This window comes from Planosporangium mesophilum (assembly GCF_016863255.1).
GTDB lineage: Bacteria > Actinomycetota > Actinomycetes > Mycobacteriales > Micromonosporaceae > Planosporangium > Planosporangium mesophilum.
Window position 1 is genome coordinate 1 of the sequence record NZ_BOON01000074.1, and the last position, 26,551, is coordinate 26,551.

Below are 26,551 nucleotides of genomic sequence, written 5' to 3' on the forward strand. Positions count from 1 at the left end.
AGCACCCCGGTGCGCGGCCCGGAACGGAGCGGCGATGAGCACGGTCACGATCCGGCGGCCGCAGCGGCGCCGTCCGGTCTTCCACGAGCTTCGGATCACCGAGGTGGAGCGGCTCACCGACGACGCGGTGGCGGTCACGTTCGCGGTACCGCCGAAGTTGCGGGAGGTCTTCGCCTTCAAGGCCGGTCAGCACCTGACCGTGCGGCGGGTCACCGACGGCGTCGACGTGCGCCGGTCGTACTCGATCTCCTCCACGCCTCACGACCTCGCCGGGCGGGGGATGCTGCGGATCGGGGTCAAGCAGGTGGCGGGGGGCACGTTCTCGACGTACGCGCAGACCCTGCACGAGGGCGATGTCGTCGAGGTGCTGCCGCCGCTCGGGCACTTCACCACCGACTTCGACCCGGCCCGGGTCCGGCACTACGCGGCGGTCGCCGCCGGCTCGGGCATCACGCCGGTCCTCTCGCTGCTGGCCACCGCGCTCGCCACCGAGCCGGAGAGCCGGTTCACCCTGCTCTTCGGCAACCGGTACGCCCGCAGTGTGATGTTCACCGAGGAGCTGGCCGACCTGAAGGACCGGTACCCGGACCGGCTGCACGTCGTACACGTGCTCTCCCGCGAGCCGCAGGACGCCGAGCTGCTCTCCGGGCGCATCGACGCCGAACGGCTGGGCCGCCTGCTGGACGGGCTGCTACCCGTCGACACGGTCGACGAGTGGTTCCTGTGCGGCCCGTACGGGATGGTCATGGACGCCAAGGCGGTGCTGGCCGGGCGGAGCGTGCCGGACGGGGCGGTGCGTACCGAGCTGTTCCACGTCGAGGACGCGCCGGTCCCCACGCGTGAGTTACCGGACGACGAGGACAGCCCGGGCGCGACGGTCACGATCCTGCTGGACGGCCGTGCCTCCACGTTCACCATGCGCCGCGACGAGCGGGTCCTCGACGCCGCGCTGCGGGTACGCGGTGAGCTGCCGTACGCCTGCAAGGGCGGGGTCTGCTCGACCTGCAGGGGCCGGGTCGTGGCGGGCGAGGTCACGATGGCCCGCAACTTCGCCCTCGAACCGGACGAGTTGGCCGCCGGGTACGTGCTGACCTGCCAGGCCAGTCCGGTCACCGACGAGGTCGGCATCGACTACGACGCCTGACCCTTGGTGATCTCGTCCAGCTCGGTGAGGTCCTCCGGGGTCGGCTCCCACCGGGCGGCCTTCACGTTCGCGTGTACCTGCTCGGGGCTGGTCGCGCCGGCGATGACCGAGGCGACCGCGGGCTGCGCGGCGAGACCGCCGATCGCGACGTCGAGCAGCGTGAGGCCCCGCTTCTCGGCGTACGCCTCGAGCTTCTCGATCACGTCCCACGGCGCGGCGGCGAGCCGCTGGATGTACCGGTCGGCCGACAGCCGGCTGCCCGTCGGGGCGGCCTGCCCGCGCCGGTACTTGCCGGTGAGCAGGCCGGACGCGAGCGGGAAGTAGGGCAGCACGCCCAGGCCGAAGCGCTGGCAGGCGGGTACCAGTTCACGCTCCGCCTCGCGCTTGAGCAGCGAGTACTCGTTCTGCGCGCTGACGAAGCGGACGAGGTCGCCGGTGTTCGCCGTCCACTCCGCGTCGGCCACCTGCCAGGCGGCGAAGTTGGAGTTCCCGAGGTAGCGCACCTTGCCGGCCCGGACGAGGTCGTCCAGGGCGCTCAGGGTCTCCTCGATCGGCGTGCCGGCGTCGGGCCGGTGCATCTGGTACAGGTCGATGTAGTCGGTGTTCAGCCGGCGCAGCGACGCCTCGACCGCGCGCATCACGTACCGGCGGGAGCCACGGGCGTCCCAGTCCGGGCCGTTCACCCCGCGCATGTCCATGCCGAACTTGGTGGCCACGACGACATCGGCGCGGCGGCTGCCCAGGGCCGCCCCGAGCAGCTCCTCCGACCTGCCGGGCCGGTCGCCGTAGATGTCGGCGGTGTCGAACAGGGTCACCCCGGCGTCGAGCGCCGCGTGCACCACCTCCCGGGTACGGTCGGCGTCGATCCGGGTACCGAACGTGTTGCAACCCAGCCCCGCGACGGACACGACAAGACCGGAGTCGCCGAGGTGGCGGAAGCGCATGTCAGCCATGATCCAAACCTACCCCCGGGCGAGGTGTGGAGAAGTTGAGGAGCGTGCCACTCCTGCGCGACGCGTTCCAAAGGCATTGCGTACCCTCGAAGCGTGAGTGCGAACCGGGAGCTCGACGACATTCTCCAGCGCGCGGCCGACGGCGGGCGGATCAGCCCTGAAGAGGCGCTGCTGCTCTACACCGATGCGCCGCTCCACCCGCTCGGTGAGGCCGCCGACGCGGTGCGTCGCCGTCGCTACCCGGACGGCATCGTCACGTACATCATCGATCGCAACATCAACTACACCAACGTGTGCGTGACGGCCTGCAAGTTCTGCGCGTTCTACCGGGCGCCGAAGCACGCCGAGGGCTGGACGCACCCGATGGAGGAGATCCTGCACCGCTGCGCCGAGGCGGTCGCGCTGGGCGCGACCCAGGTCATGCTGCAGGGCGGCCACCACCCCGAGTACGGCGTCGAGTACTACGAAGAGCTTTTCAGCAGCGTCAAGCGGGACTTCCCCGACCTGGTCATCCACTCGATCGGGCCGAGCGAGGTCCTGCACATGGCCAAGGTCTCCGGCGTCTCCATCTCCGACGCGCTCAAGCGGATCAAGGCTGCCGGTCTCGACTCGATCGCCGGCGCCGGGGCGGAGATGCTGCCGGCCCGCCCGCGCACCGCGATCGCCCCGCTCAAGGAGTCCGGCGAGCGCTGGCTCGAGGTCATGGAGACCGCCCACAAGCTCGGCATCGAGTCCACCGCGACGATGATGATGGGCACCGGCGAGACCAACGCCGAGCGCATCGAGCACATGCGGATGATCCGGGACGTCCAGGACCGTACCGGCGGGTTCCGCTCGTTCATCCCGTGGACGTACCAGCCGGAGAACAACCACCTCAAGGGCCGTACCCAGGCGACTTCGCTGGAGTACCTGCGCCTGATCGCGGTGGCCCGGCTGTTCTTCGACAACGTCGCGCACCTGCAGTCGTCGTGGCTGACCACCGGCAAGGACGTGGGCCAGGTGTCGCTGCACATGGGCGTGGACGACCTCGGGTCGATCATGCTGGAGGAGAACGTCATCTCCTCGGCCGGCGCCCGGCACCGCTCGAAGCTCACCGAGCTGGTCGAGATGATCCGTACCGCCGGCCGTATCCCGGCCCAGCGCGACACCCTGTACAACCACCTCAGGGTGCACTGGACGCCGGCCGACGACCCGACCGACGAGCGGGTGGTCTCGCACTTCTCGTCGATCGCGCTGCCCGGTGGTGGCGCGGGGAAGTCGCTGCCGCTCGTCGAGACGCGCTGACGCGGGTCTCGGTTTCGTAACGGTCGATCTGTACGCCGGAAAAGTCCTGCATGCGGCGCTCTGAGGGCTCGCGGGGAAGCGGCCGCTTCGGTACTTTGCCGTCGTCCGCCATCCCGTCGGAGACCTTGACAGGGTCAAGGCCGCTCGGCGAGCCGGCTCACGCCGTGCTGGCGGGTTTCGGCTGGCCGGCGGCGGGCATGCAGTCTGCCGCCCACCGACTAGTGCACCACCACATAGAGCCGGGGCCGGCGCTCGTGGGCGCCGGCTTCCGGTCCGCCCGAGACGGCACCCCGGCCCCCGGGCGGGAGCCGTGCGTCCGGCGCTGGCACAGTGGTACCTCGTGACACGTGCCAATTTGGACAAGCAGCCGCACGAGGTGGCGGCGATGTTCGACGGAGTGGCCAGGCGGTACGACCTGACCAACACCGTGCTGTCGTTCGGTCGCGACCGCGGCTGGCGGCGTGCGACGCGGCTCGCCCTCGACCTGAAGCCGGGGGAGCGGGTCCTGGACCTCGGTGCCGGTACCGGAGTGTCCACCGAGGAGTTGGCGGTGTCCGGGGCGTACGCCGTCGGCGCCGACCTGTCGCTGGGCATGCTGCAGGCCGGCCACTCCAGCCGCCCGCACGTACCGCTGCTCGCGGCGGACGCCTTGGCGCTCCCGTTCGCGGACGCCACCTTCGACGCCGTCACCATCTCGTTCGCACTGCGCAACATCGTCGACGCGGACGCGGCGCTGCGCGAGATGGCGCGGGTGACCCGCCCGGGTGGACGGCTGGTGGTCTGCGAGTTCAGCCACCCGACCCTCACTCCGTTCCGTACGGTGTACATGGGTTACCTGATGCGCGCGCTGCCGGAGGTGGCGCGGCGGGTGTCGAGCAATCCGGACGCCTACGTGTACCTGGCCGAGTCCATCCGGGCCTGGCCGGACCAGGCGGGCATGGGGGCGCGCATCGCCGCGAACGGGTGGGGGAAGGTGGCGTGGCGCAACCTGACCGGTGGGGTCGTCGCGCTGCACCGTGCCATCCGGCCATGAGAGCCCCGGCCCACGTCGATTCGATTCAACTTCGTCGATGTTAGGGCTACCTTACAAGCGGGTCCCCCAGGTGCGGTTCTACACTTCACGCCGGGTAGCTTGTGAAGACTTTCACGAGCGGCCGGAACGGGCAGGACGTGCCACAAATGGCCAGGAGGCGGCTATGAGTGAGCGCAACAAAGTGGCGTCGCTTCCAGCGGCCGACCGGAACGAACGGGAGGCGCTGTGAGCGACGCGGACGTCATCGTCGTCGGTGCGGGGCCGGGCGGCTCCTCGACCGCCTTTCACCTCGCCCAACACGGGCTCAGTGTGCAGTTGCTGGAGAAGACCGAGTTCCCCCGGGAGAAGGTCTGCGGCGACGGGCTGACCCCGCGCGCGGTCAAGCAGTTGGTCACGATGGGGGTCGACACCTCCGAGAAGGCCGGCTGGCTGCAGAACCGGGGACTGCGCGTGATCGGCGGCGGCCTCCGGCTGGAGCTGGACTGGCCCGAGCTGGCCAGCTTCCCCAACTACGGGCTGACCCGTACCCGGATGGACTTCGACCAGTTGCTGGCCGGCCGGGCCACCGAGGTCGGTGCGGTCCTCAGGACCAACACCAACGTGACCGGGCCGATCCTGAACTCCTCCGGCCGGGTGATCGGCGTGAAGGCGACCGGGCCCGGCGGCGAGCCGCAGGAGTTCCGGGCCCCGCTGGTCATCGCGGCCGACGGGGTGTCCGGCCGGTTGCCGCTCGCCCTCGGCCTGACCAAGCGGGAGGACCGGCCGCTGGGCGTGGCCGTCCGGCGGTACTACCGCAGCCCGCTCAAGCACGACGACAACTACCTGGAGTCGTGGCTGGAGCTGCGCAGCAAGGAGCACCCCGACAAGCTGCTGCCGGGGTACGGCTGGATCTTCGGGCTGGGTGACGGCCGGGTCAACGTCGGCCTCGGCGTGCTCAACTCGTCGGTCGCGTTCGGCAAGACCAACTACCGCACGCTGCTCACCGACTGGCTCTCCTCCACACCGGACGAGTGGCAGATGAACGACGAGGCCCACGCGGACGGCGGGATCCAGGGCGCGGCGCTGCCGATGGGGTTCAACCGGGTGCCCCACTACACCCGGGGCGTGCTGCTGGTCGGTGACTGCGGCGGCATGGTCAACCCGTTCAACGGCGAGGGCATCGCGTACGCGATGGAGTCCGGCGCGCTGGCCGCCGAGATCGCGGTACAGGCGCTCGCCCGGCCCGCCGGTCCGGAACGGGAGCGCGCGTTCGCCGCGTACCCGGCCGAGCTGAAGGCGCGGTACGGCGGGTACTACCGGCTGGGTAACTGGTTCGTGAAGCTGATCGGGCATCCGGAGGTGATGCGAATTGCCACCAAGCACGGCATGCCGCACCCAACTTTGATGCGGTTTGTGCTCAAATTGCTGGCCAACCTCACCGATCCGCGCGGTGGTGACGCGATGGACCGCGTGATCAACGCTCTGACCAGGGTGGCACCCGCGGCATGACGCCCCCCGGCGATGGGGCGTTCAAGAGCAGGAAATAGTGTGAAGTCCCCAATAGCGTGATCGGTACCACGCCGAGACACGACAGCAGGGACACCGGGACAGGGAAAGGACGGAGCAGACGCAAGCCATGTCGCTCTCGGCGTACATACCCATCGTGGGGCTGCTGGCCCTTGGGGCCGCGTTCGCACTGTTCTCGGTGTCGATCGCCCCGATCGTCGGACCTCGCCGCTACAACCGGGCCAAGCTCGACGCGTACGAATGTGGCATCGAGCCCAGCCCGCAGCCGGTCGGCGGCGGTCGGTTCCCGGTCAAGTTCTACCTGACCGCGATGCTCTTCATCGTCTTCGACATCGAGATCATCTTCCTGTACCCGTGGGCGGTGTCCTTCAACAAGCTCGCCCTGTTCGGGTTCGTGGAGATGGTGCTCTTCATCGCGACCGTGTTCGTCGCCTACGCCTACGTCTGGCGCCGCGGCGGGCTGGACTGGGACTGATCATGGGTATTGAAGAGAAGCTCCCCAGCGGAATCCTGCTCACCAGCGTGGAGAAGCTGGCGAACTGGAGCCGCAAGGCCTCGTTCTGGCCGGCCACGTTCGGCCTCGCCTGCTGCGCGATCGAGATGATGGCCAGCGGCGCCGCCCGGTACGACCTCGGCCGCTTCGGCATGGAGGTGTTCCGGGCCAGCCCGCGCCAGGCCGACCTGATGATCGTCGCCGGCCGGGTGAGCCAGAAGATGGCCCCGGTGCTGCGCCAGATCTACGACCAGATGCCCGAGCCCAAGTGGGTGCTGTCCATGGGCGTCTGCGCGAGCAGCGGCGGCATGTTCAACAACTACGCGATCGTGCAGGGCGTCGACCACATCGTGCCGGTCGACATGTACCTGCCGGGCTGCCCGCCGCGCCCCGAGATGCTCATCGACGCCATCCTGCGGCTGCACGAGAAGATCATGCACGAGCCGCTGGGCGACAAGCGCCGCAAGCAGCTCGAGGCCAGGCGCGAGCGTGAGGGTGCGCCGGTGGTCGAGCCGGGCGAGATGCCGTCGAGCTACCGCTTCGACAAGCAGCGCAAGGCGGAGTGGCTCAAGGCCGCCGCCGAGGGCCGCGAGGAGCAGCTGCGCATCCAGAAGTGGATGGAAGATCGGGCGCGCATCGCGGGTACCGTGCCGCGCAAGAACGGAGGAGCCCGGTGACCACCGACCCGGACGCCGTAGCCAAGAACAACCTCGAACAGGCCAGCCCGGCGGCGGGCGGACCGGCCGGTGTGAAGCCGGTGGCCGACGTGCCCGACGCCGCGCAGGGCGTACCGGTGGCCGCCGAGCCGGAGGGCGCCTACACCGGCGCGCCCGCCGACTACCCGCCGGCGACCCTGGCCGGGGTCGGCATGTTCGGCGTCAGCGGCTCCGGCGACACCTCCGGCTTCGGTGGTCTGGTCCGCCGGCGCAGCCTCGCGCTGGACACGCCCCGCCCGTACGGGGGGTACTTCGACGAGGTCGTCGACGCGCTGGAGGTCGCGTACCCGGGCTTCCACGACGCGATCGAGAAGGTCGTCGTGGACCGGGGCGAGCTGACCCTGCACGTCAAGCCCGAGCGCATCGCCGAGGTGGCGCAGGCCCTGCGGGACGACCCGGCGCTGCGGTTCGAGCTCTGCTCGTCGGTGTCCGGGGTGGACTACCTGGGTGGCGACGCCAAGCGGTTCCACGCCGTCTACCACCTGACCTCCATGACCTACCGCCGCCGGATCCGACTTGAGGCCGCGGTGCCGGCCGAGGATCCGCACCTACCGAGCGTAACGAGCGTCTACCCGACTGCCGACTGGCAGGAGCGTGAGACGTACGACATGTTCGGCATCGTCTTCGACGGCCACCCCAACCTGACCCGGATCCTCATGCCGGACGACTGGGAGGGGTTCCCGCAGCGCAAGGACTACCCGCTGGGTGGTGTGCCCGTCGAGTACAAGGGCGCCGAGATCCCGCCGCCCGACCAGCGCAGGAGTTACCAGTGAGCGAGCGAAGCGAGCGAACCAATAGCTCAGTGCGTTGCGAAAGCATCGCCGAGCGCAGCGAGGCGATGGTATGAGCAACACGGACTACGCCAGCGCGCGTGAGACCACCGAGGGCAAGGTCTTCACCGTCACCGGTGGTGACTGGGACACCGTCACCGGCGGGGCCGACCCGATCGGCGAGGAGCGGATCGTCGTCAACATGGGCCCGCAGCACCCGTCGACCCACGGCGTGCTCCGGCTGATCCTCGAACTCGAGGGCGAGACGGTCACCGAGGCGCGCACCGTCATCGGCTACCTGCACACCGGTATCGAGAAGAACCTCGAGTACCGCAACTGGACGCAGGGCAGCACGTTCGTCACGCGCATGGACTACCTGGCTCCGATGTTCAACGAGGCCGGGTACGCCCTCGCGGTCGAGAAGCTGCTCGGGATCACCGACCAGATCCCGGACCGGGCGACCACGATCCGGATCCTGATGTTGGAGCTCAACCGGATCTCGTCGCACCTGGTGTGGCTCGCGACGACCGGCATGGAGCTGGGCGCGCTGTCGATGATGATCTACGGCTTCCGCGAGCGGGAGTACATCCTCGACATCTTCGAGCTCATCTCCGGCCTGCGGATGAACCACGCGTACATCCGGCCGGGCGGGCTCGCCCAGGACGTGCCGGACGAGGCGATCGCGCGGATCCGCGAGTTCCTGAAGTTCATGCCGGAGCGGATCGACTCGTACGAGGACCTGCTGTCGGGCAACCCGATCTGGCAGCAGCGCACCCAGGGCGTGGCGGTGCTCGACGTGGCCGGCTGCCTCGCGCTGGGCATCACCGGCCCGGTGCTGCGCTCGGCCGGCCTGCCGTGGGACCTGCGCAAGACCATGCCGTACCTCGGCTACGAGACGTACGACTTCGACGTGGTCACCAGCACCGACGCCGACGTGTGGGGCCGCTACCAGGTCCGCCTCGGCGAGATGCGGCAGAGCCTGCGGATCGTCCAGCAGGCGCTGGACCGGCTCGAGCCGGGTCCGGTCATGGTGGCCGACCGCAAGATCGCATGGCCGGCGCAGTTGGCCATCGGCGCCGACGGCATGGGCAACTCCCTCGAACACGTCGCCAAGATCATGGGTCAGTCCATGGAGTCCCTCATTCATCACTTCAAGCTGGTGACCGAGGGCTTCCGGGTGCCACCGGGCCAGGTGTACGTGCAGATCGAGTCGCCGCGTGGCGAGTTGGGCGTGCACGCCGTCTCCGACGGCGGGACGCGGCCGTACCGGGTGCACTACCGCGAGCCCAGCTTCGTAAACCTCCAGGCGATCCCGGCGATGGCCGAAGGCGGCCTGCTGGCCGACGTGATCGCCGGGGGCGCCTCGCTAGACCCCGTGATGGGCGGATGTGACCGATGAGCGACATCTTTACCGAAGAGACCCGCGACCGGGCCCGGGCCATCATGGCCCGCTACCCGGCCGGGCGGGAGCGGTCGGCGCTGCTGCCGATGCTGCACCTGGTGCAGTCCGTGCAGGGGTACGTCTCGCCGGAGGGCATGGCGTTCTGCGCCGAGATGCTGGGCATCACCAAGGCCCAGGTCGCGGCGGTTGCCACCTTCTACACCATGTACAAGCGCCGGCCGACCGGTGACTGGCTGGTCAGCGTCTGCACCAACACGATGTGCGGCGTGCTCGGCGGCGACAAGGCGTACAAGGCGCTCAGCGAGCACCTCGGCGTCGGGCACGACGAGACGACCGAGGACGGCACGATCACGCTGGAGCACGCGGAGTGCCTGGCGGCCTGCGACTACGCGCCGGTCATGACGGTCAACTACGAGTTCTTCGACCGGATCGACGCCGACCGGGCGCTCGACGTCGTCAAGCAGCTCGAGAACGGTGAGCGCCCGCAGCCGAGCCGCGGGCCCCGGCTGTGCACCTTCAAGGAGGCCTCGCTCCAGCTCGCCGGCTGGGCCGACGACCGCGACGGCGCGGTCGGGGAGGGGCCCGCCGGCGAGCCGACCCTCGCCGGCAACCGCCTGGCCGAGCGGTTCGGCGTCACGGTTGCGGGCTTCGACCCGAACACCCCGATCGGCGGCAACGGAAACGGATCGGGCCCCGGCCACAGCGTGCCGCCGACGGCACCGAAGCCGGCCTCAGACGGAAAGCCCGCCGGCGACACTCCGGCGGTTGGTAAGGAGTCCAAGTGAGCAACCCATCGCAGGGCGCTCTCGCCAAGCTCACCCCGGTGCTGACCAAGCGTTGGCTCTCGCCCGACGCCTGGAAGATCGGCGTGTACGAGCGGCTCGACGGGTACGCCGCGCTGCGCAAGGCGTTCAAGGCCCAGCCCGACGAGCTGATCGCGCTCATGAAGGACTCGGGGCTACGCGGACGCGGCGGCGCCGGCTTCCCGACCGGCATGAAGTGGGGCTTCATCCCGCAGAACGACGGCAAGCCGCACTACCTCGTGGTCAACGCCGACGAGGGCGAGCCGGGCACCTGCAAGGATCTGCCGCTCATGATGGCCGACCCGCACTCGCTGGTCGAGGGCATCATCATCGCCGCGTACGCGATCCGGGCCAACTTCGCCGCGATCTACATCCGGGGCGAGGCGATGCACGCCGCGCGCCGGCTGCGCAACGCGGTCAACGAGGCGTACCAGCGCGGGTACCTGGGCCGCAACATCCTCGGTACCGGCTTCGACCTGGACCTGGTCGTCCACAGTGGCGCCGGCGCGTACATCTGCGGCGAGGAGACGGCGCTGCTGGACTCGCTGGAGGGCTACCGCGGTCAGCCCCGGCTGAAGCCGCCGTTCCCGGCCACGCACGGCCTGTACAGCGCGCCGACGGTCGTCAACAACGTCGAGACGATCTGCAGCGTGCCGTACATCGTGCTGGGCGGCGGGGCCTGGTGGAAGACGATGGGCACCGAGAAGTCGCCCGGCCCCAAGATCTACTCGATCTCGGGGCGGGTGCAGAACCCCGGCCAGTACGAGTGCTCGCTCGGCATCACGCTGCGCGAGCTGCTGGAGCTGGCCGGCGGCATGCAGGACGGCCACCAGCTCAGGTTCTGGACGCCGGGTGGCTCGTCCACGCCGCTGCTGACCGCCGAGCACCTCGATACGCCGATGGACTTCGAGTCGATGGCGGCGGCCGGCACGATGCTCGGCACCACGGCGGTGCAGATCTTCTCCGACCAGGACTGCCCGGTGTACGCGACGTACCGGTGGATCGAGTTCTACCACCACGAGTCGTGCGGCAAGTGCACCCCGTGCCGCGAGGGCAACTACTGGATGGCGCACGTACTGCGCCGGATCCTGTCGGGCGCGGGCACCCACGAAGACCTGGACACACTGCTCGACGCGTGCGACAACCTGCTCGGCCGGTCGTTCTGCGCCCTCGGTGACGGCGCGACCAGCCCGGTGACATCGTCGATCAAGTACTTCAAGCAGGACTACCTCGACTACATCGAGGGCCGGAAGGCCCCGATGTTCGGCGCGGGCGAACTGGTAGGTGCGCACTAAATGACCTCCGTGGAGAAAGCCACCGACACGGTCAAGCTCACGATCGACGGCATCGAGGTGGAGGCGCCGAAGGGGGCGCTGGTCATCCGGGTCGCCGAGGAGATGGGCATCGCGATCCCCCGCTTCTGCGACCACCCGCTGCTTGCACCGGCCGGTGCCTGCCGGCAGTGTCTGGTCGAGGTGGAGGGCCAGCGCAAGCCGGTCGCCTCGTGCACGCAGACCGTCGCCGAGGGCATGGTCGTCAAGACCCAGCGCAGCTCCGACGTCGCCAAGAAGGCGCAAGAGGGGATCATGGAGTTTCTCCTGATCAACCACCCTCTCGACTGCCCGATGTGCGACAAGGGCGGCGAGTGTCCGCTGCAGAACCAGGCGATGTCGGCCGGCCGGCCGGAGTCCCGGTTCCACGAGCAGAAGCGCGAGTACGAGAAGCCGATGGCAATCTCGTCGCAGGTGCTCCTGGACCGCGAGCGGTGCGTGCTGTGCCAGCGCTGCACCCGGTTCTCGGAGGAGATCGCCGGCGACCCGTTCATCGACCTGATGGAGCGCGGCGCCGCCGAGCAGATCGGCGTCTTCCGGGGCGAGGAGGAGAACCCCGCCGACGACGAGCCGTTCAACTCCTACTTCTCCGGCAACACCGTGCAGATCTGCCCGGTCGGCGCGCTGACCGGAGCCCAGTACCGGTTCCGTGCCCGGCCGTTCGACCTGGTCAGTACGCCGAGCGTGTGCGAGCACTGCTCGGCCGGCTGCTCGATGCGGGCCGACCACCGGCGCGGCAAGGTCATGCGCCGGCTGGCCGGCGACGACCCGAAGGTCAACGAGGAGTGGAACTGCGACAAGGGTCGCTGGGCCTTCCAGTACGCCAACGCCTTCGACCGGATCACCACCCCGCTGGTACGCGACGCCAAGACCGGTGAGCTGCGCGAGGCGAGCTGGCCCGAGGCGCTGAGCGTGGCGGCCGAGGGGCTGGCCCGGGCGCGGGACAACGGCGGCGTCGGCGTCCTCACCGGGGGCCGGCTCACCGTCGAGGACGCGTACGCGTACTCGAAGTTCGCCCGCACCGCGCTGGGCACCAACGACATCGACTTCCGGGCCCGGCCGCTGTCGGCCGAGGAGACCGCGTTCCTCGCCAGCTCCGTGGTCGGCCGGATCGAGGCCACCTACGACGAGGTCGAGGCGGCCCCGGCGGTGGTGATCGTCGGCCTGGAGCCGGAGGAGGAGTGCCCGATCCTGTTCCTGCGGCTGCGCAAGGCGTGGCGCAAGAACCGGCTCCGGACGATCGCCGTGGCGCCGTTCGCGACCCGTGGCTTCTCCAAGATCGGCGCGGTCATGGTGCCGGCGGTCCCCGGCGCGGAGGCGTCGGTGCTCGCCGAGAGCGGTCTGATCCGCTCGGCGCTGAGCGAGCCCGGAGCGATCCTGGTCGTCGGCGAGCGCCTGGCGACCGTCCCCGGTGGCCTGTCCGCCGCCGCCGACCTGGCTGCCCAGACCGGCGCGAAGCTGGCCTGGGTGCCGCGCCGCGCCGGTGACCGGGGTGCCCTGGAGGCCGGTTGCCTGCCCAACCTGCTGCCGGGCGGCCTTCCGGTCGCCGAGGCGGGCGCCCGGGCCGAGCTGGGCCAGGTCTGGAACCTGGAGACCGGCGTACTGCCGCACCAGCCGGGCCGTGACACCGACGCGATCATCGAGGCGGCGCGCACCGGCGCGCTCGGCGGCCTGGTGGTGGCCGGCGTCGACCCGGCCGACCTGGCTGCGCCGTCGGCCGCGGAGGAGGCCCTCGACCGGGTCGGATTCCTGGTCAGCATCGAGCTTCGGCGCAGCGCCGTGGCCAACCGTGCCGATGTCGTCTTCCCGATCGCGCCCGCGGTGGAGAAGGCCGGCGCGTACATCGACTGGGAGGGCCGCGTCCGCCCGTTCGACGCGGTGCTGCGCACCACGGCGATGAGCGACGCCCGGGTACTCGACGCGCTCGCCGCCGAGATGGGCGTGGAGCTGGGCTGCGGGGACGTGCTGTCGGTACGCCGGCAGCTCGCCGCGCTGGCCGACGTCCGGGTCGCGCGGCCCGCGCCGCCGAGCGTGGAGCCGGCCCAGGCCTCGGTCCCGGCGGCCGACCCGGTGGTCTCCGGTCGCCGGCGGGCCGTCCTCGCGACCTGGCACCAGCTCATCGACCTCGGCTCGCTGTCCGACGGCGACGAGTACCTGGCCGGTACCGCCCGTCCGGTGGTCGTCGCGATGTCGAAGGGCACCGCGGCCGGGCTGGCCCTGGCCGACGGCGACCCGGTGACCGTGCGCTCCGAGCAGGGTGCGATGACGCTTCCCGCCCAGATCGTCGACGACATGGTCGACGGCGTGGTGTGGGTGCCGACCAACTCGGCCGGCTCCACGGTCCGCCGCACGCTCGGCGTGACCGCTGGCGCCGAGGTCGAGATCAGCAGTGGAGGTGCGGAGTGATGCTCGCCGCGACCAGCTCGCTGGATCAGTTCAGTCATGATCCGTGGTGGCTGGTCCTGATCAAGATCGTCGGCGTCTTCGCGTTCCTCGTGGTGATGACGCTGTTCACCATCTGGTACGAGCGCCGGGTCGTCGGTCGCATGCAGGTGCGGCCCGGCCCCAACCGCAACGGCCCGTTCGGCCTGCTCCAGTCGCTGGCCGACGGCATCAAGCTGGCGTTCAAGGAAGAGGTCATCCCCAAGACCGCCGACAAGGTGGTGTACTTCTTCGCCCCGGTCATCTCGGCGGTCTGCGCCTTCACCGCGTTCGCGGTGATCCCGCTCGGCCCGGTGGTGTCGATGTTCGGCCACCACACGCCGCTGCAGCTCACCGACGTACCGGTCGCCGTCCTGCTGATCCTGGCCTGCTCCTCGATGGGCGTGTACGGCGTGGTGCTGGCCGGTTGGGCGTCCGGCTCGACCTACCCGCTGCTGGGCGGTCTCCGGTCGAGCGCCCAGATGATCTCCTACGAGGTCGCGATGGGCCTGTCCATCGTCGCGGTCTTCATGACCGCCGGCAGCATGTCGACCAGCGACATCGTCGCCTCCCAGGCGAACGGGTCGCAGGCCCAGTTCTTCGGCCTGACGTTCACGATGCCGAGCTGGTACGCGCTGCTGCTCTTCCCCAGCTTCCTGATCTACTTCGTGTCGGCTGTGGGCGAGACCAACCGCGCCCCGTTCGACCTGCCGGAGGCGGAGTCGGAGCTGGTCGGCGGCTTCCACACCGAGTACTCGTCGTTCAAGTTCGCGATGTTCTTCCTCGCCGAGTACATCAACATGGTCACCGTCTCGGCCCTGTGCACCACGCTGTTCCTCGGCGGCTGGCGGGCACCGGCACCGATCACCACCTTCTGGGCCGGCGCCAACTCCGGCTGGTGGCCGATGCTGTGGTTCACGATCAAGGTGCTGCTCCTGCTGTTCGTGTTCATCTGGCTGCGGGGCACCCTGCCGCGGCTGCGCTACGACCAGTTCATGAGGTTCGGCTGGAAGGTGCTCATCCCGGTCAACCTGGTCTGGATCGTCGCCCTGGCCGGTCTGCGCACGCTGCAGAACTCCGGCCTGGAGAGCCAGATCAAGACGTACATCATGGTCGGCACGGTGCTGGTCATCGCGGCGGTCTGGGTGCTGTGGCCGGCGAAGGAGAAGCCGACGGCGGCCTCCGGCGTCGAGGGGATCGACCCGGGCGGCCGGGTGGGCGGCGCCGGGGGTTTCCCGGTACCGCCGTTGGACCTCGAGGTGCCGCCGAGCCCGCGGGCTCCGCGGCTCTCCGTCGACCGCGAGCCCGTACCCGCCGGGACCGTGGCCGGCGACCAGAGCGCCACCGAGCAGGAAGGCCGGTAGATCGTGGGCGCGATCATCGATTCGATGAAGGGCTTCGGCGTCACCTTCTCGCACATGTTCAAGAAGGTCGTCACCGAGGAGTACCCGGAGCAGCGCAAGGCCGTGGCGCCGCGCTACCACGGGCGGCACATCCTCAACCGGCACCCGGACGGGCTGGAGAAGTGCGTCGGCTGCGAGCTGTGCGCCTGGGCCTGCCCCGCCGACGCCATCTACGTCGAGGGTGCCGACAACACCGACCAGGAGCGGTACTCGCCCGGTGAGCGGTACGCCTCGACGTACCAGATCAACTACGCCCGCTGCATCTTCTGCGGGCTGTGCATCGAGGCCTGCCCGACCCGTTCGCTGACCATGAGCAACGAGTACGAGCTGGCCCGCGACAACCGCAAGGACCTCATCTTCACCAAGGAGCAGCTGCTCGCGCCGCTGCTGCCGGGGATGGAGCAGCCGCCGCACCCGATGCGGCTGGGCGAGTCCGAGAAGGACTACTACGTCGGGGCGCTGGACAACCCCGGCATGTCCGTCGGCGCCGAGCGGGTGCGCAGCTCGCAGACCGACTCCGAGCGCCTGCGGTCCGAGGCGGCGCGGGTCGAGGTCGCGCAGGCAAACCAGTACGGAGAGAAGAAATGAGCCACCAGCTGCTCCTCGCCGAAGCCGTTGGCGCGATGAAGGGCGGCGAGGCGACCGCCTTCTGGATCCTGGCCCCGCTGGCGGTGATCGGCGCGATCGGCATGGTCTGGGCGCGCAACGCGGTCCACTCCGCACTGTTCCTCGTCGTGACGATGATGTGCCTGGGCGTGTTCTACATCATCCAGGCCGGTCCGTTCATCGGCTTCGCGCAGATCATCGTGTACACCGGCGCGATCATGATGTTGTTCCTGTTCGTCCTGATGCTGGTGGGCCGGGACTCGACCGACTCGCTCATCGAGACGCTGCGTGGACAGCGGATGGCGGCGATCGTGCTCGGCATCGGCTTCGCCGTCCTGGTGGGCACCGGCCTGTTCCGGGCCCTCGGCTCGGTGAACTCGGCCGGGCTGGACGCGGCCAACACCAAGCACGGCGGCAACGTGCAGGGCCTGGCCGAACTGCTGTTCACCAAGTACGTCTTCGCGTTCGAGGTCACCTCCGCGCTGCTGATCACCGCGGCGGTCGGCGCGATGCTGCTGGCCCACATCGAACGGCGCAAGGAAGACCGCAGGAGCCAGCCGGAGATGATGCGTCAGCGGTTCGCGCCGGGCAGCTACCCGGCGCCGAAGCCCGGCCCCGGCGTCTTCGCCACCTCCGACTCGGTCGCCACCCCGGCCCGGCTGCCCGACGGCAGCACGGCCGACCGCAGCATCTCCAAGATCCTTCCGACGCGCGAGCTGACCTCGGCAGAGGCGGCACCGAAGGGTACGGAAAAGTGACGGCCACCAACTACATCGTCCTGTCGTCGATCCTGTTCACGATCGGCGCCGTCGGCGTGCTGATCCGGCGCAACGCCATCGTGCTGTTCATGTGCATCGAGTTGATGCTCAACGCGGCCAACCTGGCGCTGGTGACGTTCAGCCGGATCAACGGCACGCTCGACGGCCAGATCATGGCGTTCTTCGTCATGGTCGTGGCCGCCGCCGAGGTCGTGGTCGGGCTCGCCATCATCATGTCGATCTTCCGGACTCGACGCTCGGCGAGCGTTGACGACGCCAACCTGCTGAAGTACTGAGAGAGGATCCGGTGCAACTGACGACGTTGGCTGAAGCGGTCAGCTTCACGTCCCCGAGCGGCGTGCTGTCCAGCTTCTGGCTGCTCATCGCGATCCCGCTGGTCAGTGCCGCGATCCTGCTGCTGCTCGGCCGCCGCGCCGACCGCTGGGGTCACCTGCTGGGCGTGGCGAGCGTGGGAGCCGCTTTCGTACTCGGGCTGGTCTACTTCATCTCGCTGTCCGGCCTGGACAACAAGGAACTGTCGCTGAACCTGTTCCGGTTCATGCCGGTCGGCGACCTGAAGGTCGACGTGGGTCTGCTGTACGACCCGCTGTCGGCGATGTTCGTCCTGCTGATCACCGGCGTCGGGTTCCTGATCCACGTGTACGCGGTCGGGTACATGGAGCACGACCCCGGCCGGCGGCGCTTCTTCGGGTACTTCAACCTCTTCGTCGCGGCCATGCTGCTGCTGGTCCTCGGCAACAACTACGTGATGCTGTACGTCGGCTGGGAGGGCGTGGGTCTCGCCAGCTACCTGCTCATCTCGTTCTGGTACCTGCGCCCGTCCGCCGCGACCGCCGGCAAGAAGGCGTTCATCATGAACCGCGTCGGTGACGCCGGTTTCGTGATCGGCATCTTCCTGCTCTTCGCGACCCTCGGCACGGTCCAGTACGACGAGGTGTTCAACAACATCAGCAAGCTGTCGGCCGGCACCGTCACCGCCGTCGGCCTGCTGCTGCTGATCGGCGCGTGCGGCAAGTCCGGCCAGTTCCCGCTCCAGGCCTGGCTGCCCGACGCCATGGAGGGCCCGACCCCGGTGTCGGCCCTGATCCACGCGGCGACGATGGTGACCGCCGGCGTGTACCTCGTCGCCCGGTCGCACCCGATCTTCGACGCCTCGGAGACGGCGAAGACCGTCGTGGTCTGCATCGGCGCGCTCACCCTGCTGATCGGCTGCGTCATCGGCTGCGCCAAGGACGACATCAAGCGGGTGCTGGCCTGGTCGACGGTCAGCCAGATCGGGTACATGTTCCTCGCGGTCGGTCTGGGCGGCGCCGCGTACGCGCTGGGCCTGATCCACCTGCTCGCGCACGGCTTCTTCAAGGCCGGCCTGTTCCTCGGCGCCGGTTCGGTCATGCACGGCATGAACGACCAGACCGACATCCGTCGCTTCGGCGGGCTGCGCCGGTACATGCCGATCACCTGGGCCACCACCGGCCTCGGTTACCTCGCGCTGATCGGTATCCCGCCGCTGTCCGGCTTCTTCTCCAAGGAGCCGATCATCGTGTCGGCGTACCACCACGAGGGCTGGCTCGGCTGGGTCCTCGGTACCGCCGCGCTGCTGGGCTCCGGGCTCACCGCCTTCTACATGACCCGACTGTTCGTGCTGACCTTCCACGGGCCGAAGCGCTGGACCGACGATGTCAAGCACCCGCACGAGTCGCCGAAGATCATGACGATCCCGCTGGTCCTGCTGGCGGTCGGCTCGGTCGCCGCCGGTGGGCTGCTGGCCACCTCGGTTCCCGACTGGCTGACCCCGGTCTTCGGTGAGCAGGTCGAGCACGGCGAGAACTGGCTCGTCACCGGCCTGACGATCCTCGTCACGCTGGGCGGCGTGGGCCTGGCCTGGGTGCTGTTCAGCAAGGGCACCGCGCCGCAGGAGGCGCCGGCCGGGCCGGTGGTCACGGCGGCCCGCAACAACCTGTACGCGGACGCGTTCAACGAGGCCGTCTTCGAGATGCCCGGCAAGTACCTGACCCGGGCGCTCGTCTACCTCGACAACCGCGGCATCGACGGCCTGGTCAACGGGCTCGCCGCCGCTGTCGGCGGCGGCTCCGGCCGGCTGCGCCGCGCCCAGACCGGCTTCGTCCGGTCGTACGCCCTGTCCATCCTTGGAGGTGCGCTGCTCGTGGTAGCGGCCATGCTGGCGGTGACGCTCGGATGAGCAACTTTCCGTATCTGTCGCTCCTGACGGTCGCGCCGGCCATCGGTGGCGTCGTGGTGGCGCTGCTGCCGAAGGACAAGCCCGAACTGGTCAAGCGCATCGCGCTCGGCTGGTCGGTCGCGGTCCTCGCGGTCGCCGTCGCCATGTGGGCCGGCTTCTCCGCCGGCGGCCCGCGGATGCAGTTCCGCGAGTCGTACCCCTGGATCCCGGCGTGGGACGTGCGGTTCACGTTCGCCGCCGACGGCATCGCGCTGGTCATGCTCGCGCTGATCGCGCTGCTGGTGCCGCTGGTGATCCTGGCCTCGTGGCACGACGCGGAGAACAGCCGGCGGTCGGTGCCGGTGTACTTCGCGCTGATGCTGTTCCTGGAGAGCACGATGATCGGCGTCTTCGCGGCCGCCGACGTCTTCCTGTTCTACGTGTTCTTCGAGGTCATGCTCGTGCCGATGTACTTCCTGATCGGCTCCTACGGAGGGCAGCAGCGCCAGTACGCGGCGGTGAAGTTCTTCCTGTACTCGCTGGTCGGCGGTCTGTTCATGCTGGCGGCCGTGGTGGGGCTGTGGGTGCTGGGCGGGCACACGTTCGACTGGCAGACCCTGATCAAAGCGGACTTCAGCACCGGTACCGAGCGGTGGCTGTTCCTCGGCTTCTTCCTCGCCTTCGCGATCAAGGCGCCGTTCTTCCCGTTCCACACCTGGCTGCCCGACGCCGGTGGCGCCGCGCCCGCCGGCGCGGCCGCGCTGCTCGTCGGCGTGATGGACAAGGTCGGCACGTTCGGCATCCTGCGGTACTGCCTGCCGCTGTTCCCCAACGCCTCGAAGTACTTCGCGCCGCTCGGGATGGCGTTGGCGCTGGTCGGGATCGTCTACGCCGCCCTGCTCGCGATCGGCCAGAACGACCTGAAGCGGCTGGTGAGCTACACCTCGATCGCCCACTTCGGGTTCATCGGCATCGGCATCTTCGCGTTCACCACGCAGGCGGCCACCGGCGCGGTGCTGTACATGTTCAACCACGGCCTCGCCACCGGCCTGCTGTTCCTGGTCGTCGGCATGCTGGTCGCCCGCCGGGGCAGCGCGCTGATCGGCGACTTCGGTGGGGCCGGCAAGTACGTGCCGGCCCTCGCGGGGGTCTTCTTCTTCGCCGGAATGGCCTCGCTCGCCCTGCCGGGCACGTCGCCGTTCGTCTCGGAGTTCCTGGTCCTGGTCGGCACGTTCACCGTCAACAAGACGGTGGCGGTCGTCGCCACGTTCGGCATCATCCTGGCCGCCGGGTACGTGCTGTGGATGATCCAGCGGACCATCCAGGGCACCCCGAACCCGGCCCTGGAGCGGGTCGAGGCGGCGAAGCGCGACATCTCGCTGCGCGAGGCGGTCGTCGTCACCCCGCTGATCGCGCTGATCCTGGTCCTCGGCTTCTACCCGAAGCCGGTGCTCGACGTCATCAACCCGGCGGTCAAGGCCACGCTCTCCGACGTCGGAGCCAGCGATCCGGCCCCGACCGCGGGTGCGATCACCAAGGAGGCGGGCAAGTGAGCCCGGTTCTCGCTCTCGTACCGCTGGCCGAGGAGTCGGTGCCGGCCGAGACGTTCCAGTTGCCGCAGATCGACTACGCGGCCCTCGCGCCGATGCTGATCCTGTTCGGTGTCGCGTGCGTCGGCATCCTGGTGGAGGCGGCCTTCCGGCGCTTCCCGCGGGCCCGCATCCAGCTTCCGCTTGCCCTGCTCGGCGCGCTCGCGGCGCTGGTCGTGGTGATCATGACGGCCGGCAAGCGCACGATCACCGCCGGCGGTGCGATCACCATCGACGGCCCGGCGCTGTTCCTGCAGGGCTCGATCCTGGTACTCGGCATCGTGGCGCTGCTGCTGATCGGTGAGCGCACCCTGGAGCGCGGCGGCGCGTTCGTGGCGCAGGCGGCGGTGACCGCCAACACCGAGGCGGACCGGTCGCAGGCCGCGACGTCGGAGGGCGCGAGCGAGGTCTTCCCGCTGAGCATGTTCGCCCTCGGCGGCATGATGCTGTTCTCGACCGCCAACGACCTGCTGACGATGTTCGTGGCGCTCGAGGTCTTCTCGCTGCCGCTGTACCTGCTGTGCGCGCTGGCCCGCCGTCGGCGCCTGCTCAGCCAGGAGGCGGCGCTGAAGTACTTCCTGCTCGGCTCGTTCGCCTCGGCGTTCTTCCTGTTCGGCGTCGCGATGATCTACGGCTTCGCCGGCCGGGTCGACTTCAGCGGCATCGACCAGGCGGTCGTGGGGTCGGCGGCGAGCCCGCTCCTGCTCTACATCGGACTGGCGCTGCTCGTGATCGGTCTGCTGTTCAAGGCCGCCGCGGTGCCGTTCCACGTCTGGACGCCCGACGTGTACCAGGGCGCCCCGACCCCGATCACGGCGCTGATGGCCGCCTGCACCAAGGTCGCGGCGTTCGGCGGGCTGCTGCGGGTGCTGTACGTCGCGTTCGGGCGGTCGCAGTGGGACTTCCAGCCGGTGATCGGCACCGTCGCGGTCCTGACGATGATCGTCGGCGCGGTCCTCGCCGTCACCCAGACCGACATCAAGCGGCTGCTGGCGTACTCGTCGATCGCGAACGCCGGGTACCTTCTCATCGGCGTCGTGGCGCTGAACAAGGAAGGCCTGTCGAGCTCGCTGTTCTACCTGGTGGCCTACGGCTTCACCGTGCTCGCCGCGTTCGGGGTCGTCACCCTGGTACGCGACGCGGACGGCGAGGCGACGCACCTGTCGCGCTGGGCCGGTCTCGGTCGGCGTTCGCCGCTGCTGGCGGGCGTGTTCACGTTCATCCTGCTCGCCTTCGCCGGTATTCCGCTGACCAGCGGCTTCACCGCCAAGTTCGGCGTGTTCGCGGCGGGTGTCGAGGGCGGACAGACCTGGCTGGTCATCGCGGGCGTGGTGTCGAGCGCGATCCTCGCCTTCCCGTACCTGCGGGTCGTCGTGCTGATGTGGCTGTCGGAGCCGTCCGAGAGCACGCCGGCCGTGTCGATCCCGGGCGCGCTGACGTCGGCCGCTCTCATGATCGGTACGGTAGCCACGCTGGTCCTCGGGGTGGTACCGACGGTGCTGCTTCCCATCGCGACCAGGGCGGCAGAGTTCATTCGCTGAGGCATCGACGGGTCCCGGGAAGCGGTGTGGCATCGTGATTGGCGTGGTGGGTAAGGAAACCGAGCAGACGCGAAGATCTGTCGGCATCGAGTTTGCCGACGCCGGCCTGGAGGCCGGCGTCGGCCGTATCCTGGCGTCGGTCGAGGAAGATCTGCGCCAGTCCGTGCTGAGCGCCGATCCGCTGGTCGCGGAGGCGGCGCGGCACCTGGTCGACGCCGGTGGCAAGCGGTTCCGCCCGCTGCTGGTGGCCCTGGCGGCGCAGCTCGGCGACCCGACGTCGCCCGACGTGGTCAAGGCGGCCATTGTGGTCGAGCTGACCCACCTGGCGTCGCTGTACCACGACGACGTGATGGACGAGGCGGCCGTCCGCAGGGGCGCGCCGTCGGTCAACTCCCGCTGGGGCAACGTCATGGCGATCCTCGTCGGGGACTACCTGTTCTCCCGGGCCGCCAGTGTCGCGGCGGAGCTGGGCCCGGAGGCGGTGAACATCCAGGCCGAGACGTTCGCCCGGCTGGTGCACGGCCAGATCGCGGAGACCTCCGGCCCCCGCGACGGCGAGGACAAGCTCGCCCACTACCTGCGGGTCATCGCGCAGAAGACCGGCTCGCTCATCGCCACCAGCGCCCGCTTCGGCGGGATGTTCGCACGTGTACCGGCGGAGCAGGTGGACGCGCTGGCGGAGTACGGCGAGACGATCGGCATCGCGTTCCAGCTCTCCGACGACCTGCTCGACATCGCGTCCGAGTCGGAGCAGTCGGGCAAGACGCCCGGTACCGACCTGCGCGAGGGCGTGCCGACGCTGCCGGTGCTGTACGCGCTGGCATCCGACGAGACGGACACCGCCTCGGTACGGCTGCGCCAGATCCTGTCGACCGGCCCGATCACCGACGACGCGCTGCACGCCGAGGCGCTCGGCCTGCTGCGGGAGTCGACGGCGTTCAAGAAGGCGCGGGAGACGGTCCGCTCGTACAGCGACCGGGCGCGGTCCTCGCTGGCCGTACTGCCCGACCAGCCGGCCCGCCGGGCGCTGGAGTCGCTGTGCGACTTCATCGCCGAGCGCACGGGCTGACCTGGTCACAAGTCGTGACCTCCGGGGACCCGGAGGCCACGACCTCCCGGGTCACGGGGACGCCAGGCGGGCGCCGAGCAGGACGCAGGCGGCGGCGAGGGCCATGGCCACCGCGGCGACCATCCAGGCGACCGGGTACGAGGTGTGCGTCGCGAGCAGACCGAAGCCGAGCGGGCCGACGCTGGCTCCCGCGTACACGCCGGTCTGGGTCACCGAGGTGGCGGCGGCCGGAGCCTGCGGCCGGAGCCGGACCACGGAGAAGGCCAGCAGTCCCGGCCAGCACCAGCCGAGGCCGAACGCGAGCAGGACGCCGACCACCAGCGCCGGGAACGAGTCGACGCCGAGCAGTATCGTGCCGACGGCGCCGACGGCCAGCAGGCCGGCCACGAAGCCGAGGTGGCCCCGCTGCCACCGGTCGGCCAGCCAACCGGCGAGCAGCCGGCACATGATGCACAGCGCACTGCCGAGCGTGAGGGCGAGGGCGGCGGCGGTCGGTGACATCCCGTGCTCCACGGAGGAGTCGACCAGGAAGGTGCTCAGCGAGTTGGCCGCGCAGGAGGCGAGGGCCGCGGCCACCCCGAGCAGGAGCATGCCCCCGCCTACGCTGCCCCGGCGCCGTTCGTGCGCCGCCCGGTGATCGGGCTGGTCGGGCGGTACCAGTGCGAGCGCGACGACCGCGAGCACCGCCCCGAAGCCGAAGGCCCACCGCCAGCCGAGGGTGAGCGCGACCGTGGGTACGGCCACGCCGGCGAGCAGGGTCGACAGTGGAATCGCGGACTGCTTGGCGCCGAAGGTGAGGCCGTGCCGGTGCGGCGGCACGGAGCGGGCCAGGGACGCGTTGGAGGAGAGCTGACCGAGTGAGTTCGCCGTCGCCGCGGCGGCCAGCAGGAGCAGCAGAAGGGTCAGGGAGCGGGCGGCCAGGGCGATGCCCAGCATGCTGGCGGCGGAGACGATAATCGCGGTACGGCCGGTGCGACCGGGCCCGTACCGTTCGACCAGAGCCCCGACGGGCAGTGAGCCGATGGCGGTGACGCCGAAGTAGACCGCGACGGCGAGGCCGAGGCCGGCCGGGGTGAGTCCGAGATCGTGCGAGATCTGGACCGCCAGGCCACCTACGAGGAAGACCGGCATTACCGAGACGACCGTCGTGGTTATCGCGGAGACGGAAGCGCGTGCGGCGTGTCGTCGGCGTGTCGCATTAAGTAATTGGGGTGGCGTCACCCAGTTACCGTATTCGCATAGCCTTTCGTTCCCTGTACCTCACCCTTTTGTCGCTCGATAGGTTTCCTCCCGACCGACGAGTTTCATATGGTGTAAATCTTGTTGCTGCTGCGGCTGGGGAGGTGCGGCGGTGAGAGATCCACAGGCGGAGCCTTCGGATCTGATCCGCAGCGTGTCGCGTGCGCTGCGGGTGCTCGAAGCGGTGGGGCAGTCGGAGCGCGGCCTCACCGTCAAACAGGTGGCGCGTCGCTGTCAGCTCACCGTGGCGACCACCTACCACCTCGTGCGCACGCTCGCGTACGAGGGCTACGTGATCCGGCGTGAGGACGGCACGTACGTCGTGGGGCTGGAGATCGCCGACCGGTTCCGCGAACTGGTCGTGGCGTTCCGTGGCCCGGCGGCGGTCACGGAGGCGCTTCGCCGCACGGCCGCCGAGACCGGGTACAGCCACCAACTGGCCCGCTTCGTCGGTAACCGGCCCACGGTCACCGTCGCCGCCGAGGGGCCGCGCTCACCCTACGTCGACGACCTGATTCCGGGCTTCGACGACGGCGCCCACGCGCTCGCCATGGGCAAGGCCCTGCTGGCGACGCTCGGTGCCGAGCAGCGCGCCCGGTTCCTCAAGGAGAGCGGGATGCCGGTCTACACCCCGCAGACCATCACCTCGGTGGAGGCCTTCGAGGCCGACCTGGCCGCCGGGGAGCGGCGGGGCATGCAGATCGAGATCAATCAGTACCGGAACGGGTTGGCCTGCGCGGCGGTGCTGGCCGTCAACGACCGGGACCCGGAGCGCCGGGTGGTGCTCCAGTGCGCGCTGCCCGCCGGTGAGCTGATGACCTCCGCCCGGGTCGTGCGTACCCGGCTGTTGGTGGCCGCCAGCGCCGTGGCCGAGGCGCTCAAGGACTGACCCCGACGCCGGTCGATGGACGTCAGGGCGACCTGGAAGACTCGGCTGACGAAACGTTGGCGGACCTTGAACCGTTCCGGCGAGCCGTACGTACAACGGGACAAGGGTGGGAGGATGCCTGGCGTGGGCGACGAGGACGCCGATCAGCTACGCGTGCTGCACGCTGAGCACGGCGATGCGCTGTTCGCGCACGCCCTCCGCCTGAACGGTGGGGACCGACAGCGTGCGGAGGACCTGGTGCAGGAGACGCTGCTGCGCGCCTGGCAGCATCCCGAGGCGCTGGATCCGGCTCGCGGTTCGGTACGGGCGTGGCTGTTCACCACGGCTCGTAACCTCGCCATCGACAACTGGCGGCGGCGGTCGGCGCGGGTCGGTGAGGTGTTCACCGACACGCCCCCGGAACTGCCGATGGCGGACGAGACGGACCGTGCGGTCGACTCCTGGGTGGTGTCGGAGGCGCTGTCCCGCCTCTCGCCGCAGCACCGGGAGGTCCTGGTGGAGTGTTACTACCAGGGGCGCTCGGTCAACGAGGCGGCCGCCAGGCTGGGCGTACCTCCCGGCACCGTGAAGTCGCGTACCTACTACGCGCTGCGTTCGCTGAAGCTCGTACTCGAGGAACTGGGGGTGACGTCGTGAGCTGTGACCAGATGATGGAGTCCGGCGCCTACGTCCTCGGCATCCTCTCCCCCGACGAGCACGCCGCGTACGAGCGGCACCTCGCCACCTGCGCCGTCTGCCAGCGGGAGGTGGCCGACTTCTCGGGGCTTCCCGGCGTGCTCGCCCAGCTCGGTCCGGACGGGGCCATGACGCTCGCCGACGAGTTCGACGCCGGGCCGGGCGCGCGCTTCGACGCGCCGGTGCCGCTGCGCCCGCTGCCGTCCGTACCCCGCTCCAACCCCGTCGAGCGGGAGTTGCCGACGCCGTTCGAGCCGCGCGGCAGCCGGTCGCAGGAGCGTGGTGTGCGGCGCCGCCAGCGCCGCTGGCGGGCGGTCGCCGCCGGCCTGGCCGCGGCGGCCTGCCTCGCGGTCGGCGTGCTGGTCGGGACCCGGCTCGTCACGCCCGCCCCCACGCCCTCCCAGGTGGCGATGGCGCCCATGCAGCCGGTGGCCGCGTCCGTGCCGCTCACCGCACAGGTGGCGCTGACCCCGTTCAGCGGCGGCACCGAGGTGCGGATGCACTGCGTCTACAACGGCGGCAGGCCGGGCGTGCGGTGGACGCTGAAGATGCTCGTGTACCCGAAGAGCGGTGAGGCGCCCGAGCAGGTGTCCACCTGGACCGCCGCGCAGGGCGACGACGTGAGGTTCGCCGCGGCGACCCGGTTCGCGCCGTCCGACATCGGCAAGGTCGAGATCCGCAAGGGCGACGACACCTCGCTGCTGGTGTACGAACAGGCCTGACCTC

23 protein-coding genes and 1 pseudogene are annotated in these 26,551 nt (G+C 69.9%); 22 read left to right on the forward strand and 2 right to left on the reverse strand.

Going from position 1 to position 26,551, the window contains the following annotated elements; all coding sequences use genetic code 11:
- The first annotated feature begins 34 nt into the window (after positions 1–34).
- Complete coding sequence (gene paaE / locus Pme01_RS29430) at positions 35–1,144, forward strand: 1,2-phenylacetyl-CoA epoxidase subunit PaaE (protein WP_168113535.1); 1,110 nt, start codon at positions 35–37, stop codon at positions 1,142–1,144.
- Here paaE and Pme01_RS29435 read toward each other — a convergent pair.
- The gene (locus Pme01_RS29435; RefSeq protein ID WP_168114039.1) at positions 1,132–2,088 is read right to left on the reverse strand and encodes an aldo/keto reductase; all 957 of its coding nucleotides are present in this window, start codon (positions 2,086–2,088) and stop codon (positions 1,132–1,134) included. The two genes, paaE and Pme01_RS29435, sit on opposite strands and share 13 nt — an antisense overlap.
- Positions 2,089–2,190: 102 nt before the next feature.
- Here Pme01_RS29435 and mqnC point away from each other — a divergent pair, with 102 nt between their 5' ends.
- The 18 genes and pseudogenes from mqnC to Pme01_RS29525 all read left to right on the forward strand — a co-directional run bounded on the left by mqnC (position 2,191) and on the right by Pme01_RS29525 (position 23,022).
- Positions 2,191–3,381 carry a cyclic dehypoxanthinyl futalosine synthase gene (gene mqnC, locus Pme01_RS29440; protein WP_168113534.1) on the forward strand — a complete coding sequence of 397 codons (1,191 nt, stop codon included), beginning with the start codon at positions 2,191–2,193 and terminating at the stop codon, positions 3,379–3,381.
- A gap of 340 nt (positions 3,382–3,721) precedes the next feature.
- Positions 3,722–4,414, forward strand: coding sequence for a demethylmenaquinone methyltransferase (locus Pme01_RS29445; protein ID WP_168113533.1), 693 nt, complete (start codon positions 3,722–3,724; stop codon positions 4,412–4,414).
- Positions 4,415–4,639: 225 nt separating this feature from the next.
- The gene (locus tag Pme01_RS29450) at positions 4,640–5,902 is read left to right on the forward strand and encodes a geranylgeranyl reductase family protein (protein WP_168113532.1); all 1,263 of its coding nucleotides are present in this window, start codon (positions 4,640–4,642) and stop codon (positions 5,900–5,902) included.
- 127 nt (positions 5,903–6,029) lie between these two features.
- Complete coding sequence (locus Pme01_RS29455) at positions 6,030–6,395, forward strand: NADH-quinone oxidoreductase subunit A (RefSeq protein ID WP_168113531.1); 366 nt, start codon at positions 6,030–6,032, stop codon at positions 6,393–6,395.
- Between the two features lie 2 nt (positions 6,396–6,397).
- Entirely contained in the window at positions 6,398–7,090 is a 693-nt protein-coding gene (locus Pme01_RS29460; protein ID WP_168113530.1) for a NuoB/complex I 20 kDa subunit family protein, read from the forward strand.
- Positions 7,087–7,902 carry an NADH-quinone oxidoreductase subunit C gene (locus Pme01_RS29465; RefSeq protein ID WP_373315549.1) on the forward strand — a complete coding sequence of 272 codons (816 nt, stop codon included), beginning with the start codon at positions 7,087–7,089 and terminating at the stop codon, positions 7,900–7,902. Before Pme01_RS29460 ends, Pme01_RS29465 begins: the two co-directional genes overlap by 4 nt.
- Before the next feature lie 70 nt (positions 7,903–7,972).
- Positions 7,973–9,298, forward strand: a complete 1,326-nt coding sequence (locus Pme01_RS29470) for an NADH-quinone oxidoreductase subunit D (protein WP_168113529.1) — start codon at positions 7,973–7,975, stop codon at positions 9,296–9,298.
- Positions 9,295–9,969 (forward strand): annotated as a pseudogene (gene nuoE / locus Pme01_RS29475) (NADH-quinone oxidoreductase subunit NuoE); the annotation flags it as partial. The gene Pme01_RS29470 and the pseudogene nuoE, both read left to right, overlap by 4 nt.
- Before the next feature lie 113 nt (positions 9,970–10,082).
- Entirely contained in the window at positions 10,083–11,399 is a 1,317-nt protein-coding gene (nuoF, locus tag Pme01_RS29480) for an NADH-quinone oxidoreductase subunit NuoF (protein WP_168113527.1), read from the forward strand.
- The gene (locus Pme01_RS29485) at positions 11,400–13,841 is read left to right on the forward strand and encodes an NADH-quinone oxidoreductase subunit G (RefSeq protein WP_168113526.1); all 2,442 of its coding nucleotides are present in this window, start codon (positions 11,400–11,402) and stop codon (positions 13,839–13,841) included. It abuts the gene before it with no gap.
- The gene (nuoH, locus tag Pme01_RS29490) at positions 13,841–15,220 is read left to right on the forward strand and encodes an NADH-quinone oxidoreductase subunit NuoH (RefSeq protein ID WP_168113525.1); all 1,380 of its coding nucleotides are present in this window, start codon (positions 13,841–13,843) and stop codon (positions 15,218–15,220) included. Before Pme01_RS29485 ends, nuoH begins: the two co-directional genes overlap by 1 nt.
- Positions 15,221–15,223: 3 nt before the next feature.
- Positions 15,224–15,847 (forward strand): NADH-quinone oxidoreductase subunit NuoI, encoded by a 624-nt coding sequence (gene nuoI / locus Pme01_RS29495; protein WP_308441122.1) that lies wholly within the window; start codon positions 15,224–15,226, stop codon positions 15,845–15,847.
- Entirely contained in the window at positions 15,844–16,623 is a 780-nt protein-coding gene (locus Pme01_RS29500; RefSeq protein WP_168113523.1) for an NADH-quinone oxidoreductase subunit J, read from the forward strand. The genes nuoI and Pme01_RS29500 overlap by 4 nt, the downstream gene beginning before the upstream one ends.
- Positions 16,620–16,919, forward strand: coding sequence for an NADH-quinone oxidoreductase subunit NuoK (gene nuoK / locus Pme01_RS29505; protein WP_168113522.1), 300 nt, complete (start codon positions 16,620–16,622; stop codon positions 16,917–16,919). Before Pme01_RS29500 ends, nuoK begins: the two co-directional genes overlap by 4 nt.
- Before the next feature lie 11 nt (positions 16,920–16,930).
- On the forward strand, positions 16,931–18,844 hold the full coding sequence (nuoL, locus tag Pme01_RS29510; RefSeq protein WP_239088536.1) for an NADH-quinone oxidoreductase subunit L: 1,914 nt from the start codon (positions 16,931–16,933) through the stop codon (positions 18,842–18,844).
- Positions 18,841–20,376, forward strand: a complete 1,536-nt coding sequence (locus Pme01_RS29515) for an NADH-quinone oxidoreductase subunit M (protein WP_168113521.1) — start codon at positions 18,841–18,843, stop codon at positions 20,374–20,376. Before nuoL ends, Pme01_RS29515 begins: the two co-directional genes overlap by 4 nt.
- 38 nt (positions 20,377–20,414) lie before the next feature.
- Entirely contained in the window at positions 20,415–21,953 is a 1,539-nt protein-coding gene (nuoN, locus tag Pme01_RS29520) for an NADH-quinone oxidoreductase subunit NuoN (protein WP_203935966.1), read from the forward strand.
- Between the two features lie 34 nt (positions 21,954–21,987).
- Positions 21,988–23,022, forward strand: coding sequence for a polyprenyl synthetase family protein (locus Pme01_RS29525; RefSeq protein ID WP_168113519.1), 1,035 nt, complete (start codon positions 21,988–21,990; stop codon positions 23,020–23,022).
- A 51-nt stretch (positions 23,023–23,073) separates the two neighbouring features.
- Here the strand turns inward: Pme01_RS29525 and Pme01_RS29530 are convergent, their stop codons facing one another.
- On the reverse strand, positions 23,074–24,243 hold the full coding sequence (locus tag Pme01_RS29530; RefSeq protein ID WP_275408587.1) for an MFS transporter: 1,170 nt from the start codon (positions 24,241–24,243) through the stop codon (positions 23,074–23,076).
- A gap of 130 nt (positions 24,244–24,373) precedes the next feature.
- Here Pme01_RS29530 and Pme01_RS29535 point away from each other — a divergent pair, with 130 nt between their 5' ends.
- The 3 genes from Pme01_RS29535 to Pme01_RS29545 all read left to right on the forward strand — a co-directional run bounded on the left by Pme01_RS29535 (position 24,374) and on the right by Pme01_RS29545 (position 26,547).
- Positions 24,374–25,150, forward strand: a complete 777-nt coding sequence (locus Pme01_RS29535; RefSeq protein WP_168113517.1) for an IclR family transcriptional regulator — start codon at positions 24,374–24,376, stop codon at positions 25,148–25,150.
- Between the two features lie 114 nt (positions 25,151–25,264).
- A complete protein-coding gene (locus Pme01_RS29540; RefSeq protein ID WP_168113516.1) occupies positions 25,265–25,786 on the forward strand; it encodes a sigma-70 family RNA polymerase sigma factor in 522 nt (173 codons plus the stop codon).
- On the forward strand, positions 25,783–26,547 hold the full coding sequence (locus Pme01_RS29545; protein WP_168113515.1) for an anti-sigma factor family protein: 765 nt from the start codon (positions 25,783–25,785) through the stop codon (positions 26,545–26,547). The genes Pme01_RS29540 and Pme01_RS29545 overlap by 4 nt, the downstream gene beginning before the upstream one ends.
- Positions 26,548–26,551: the final 4 nt, after the last annotated feature.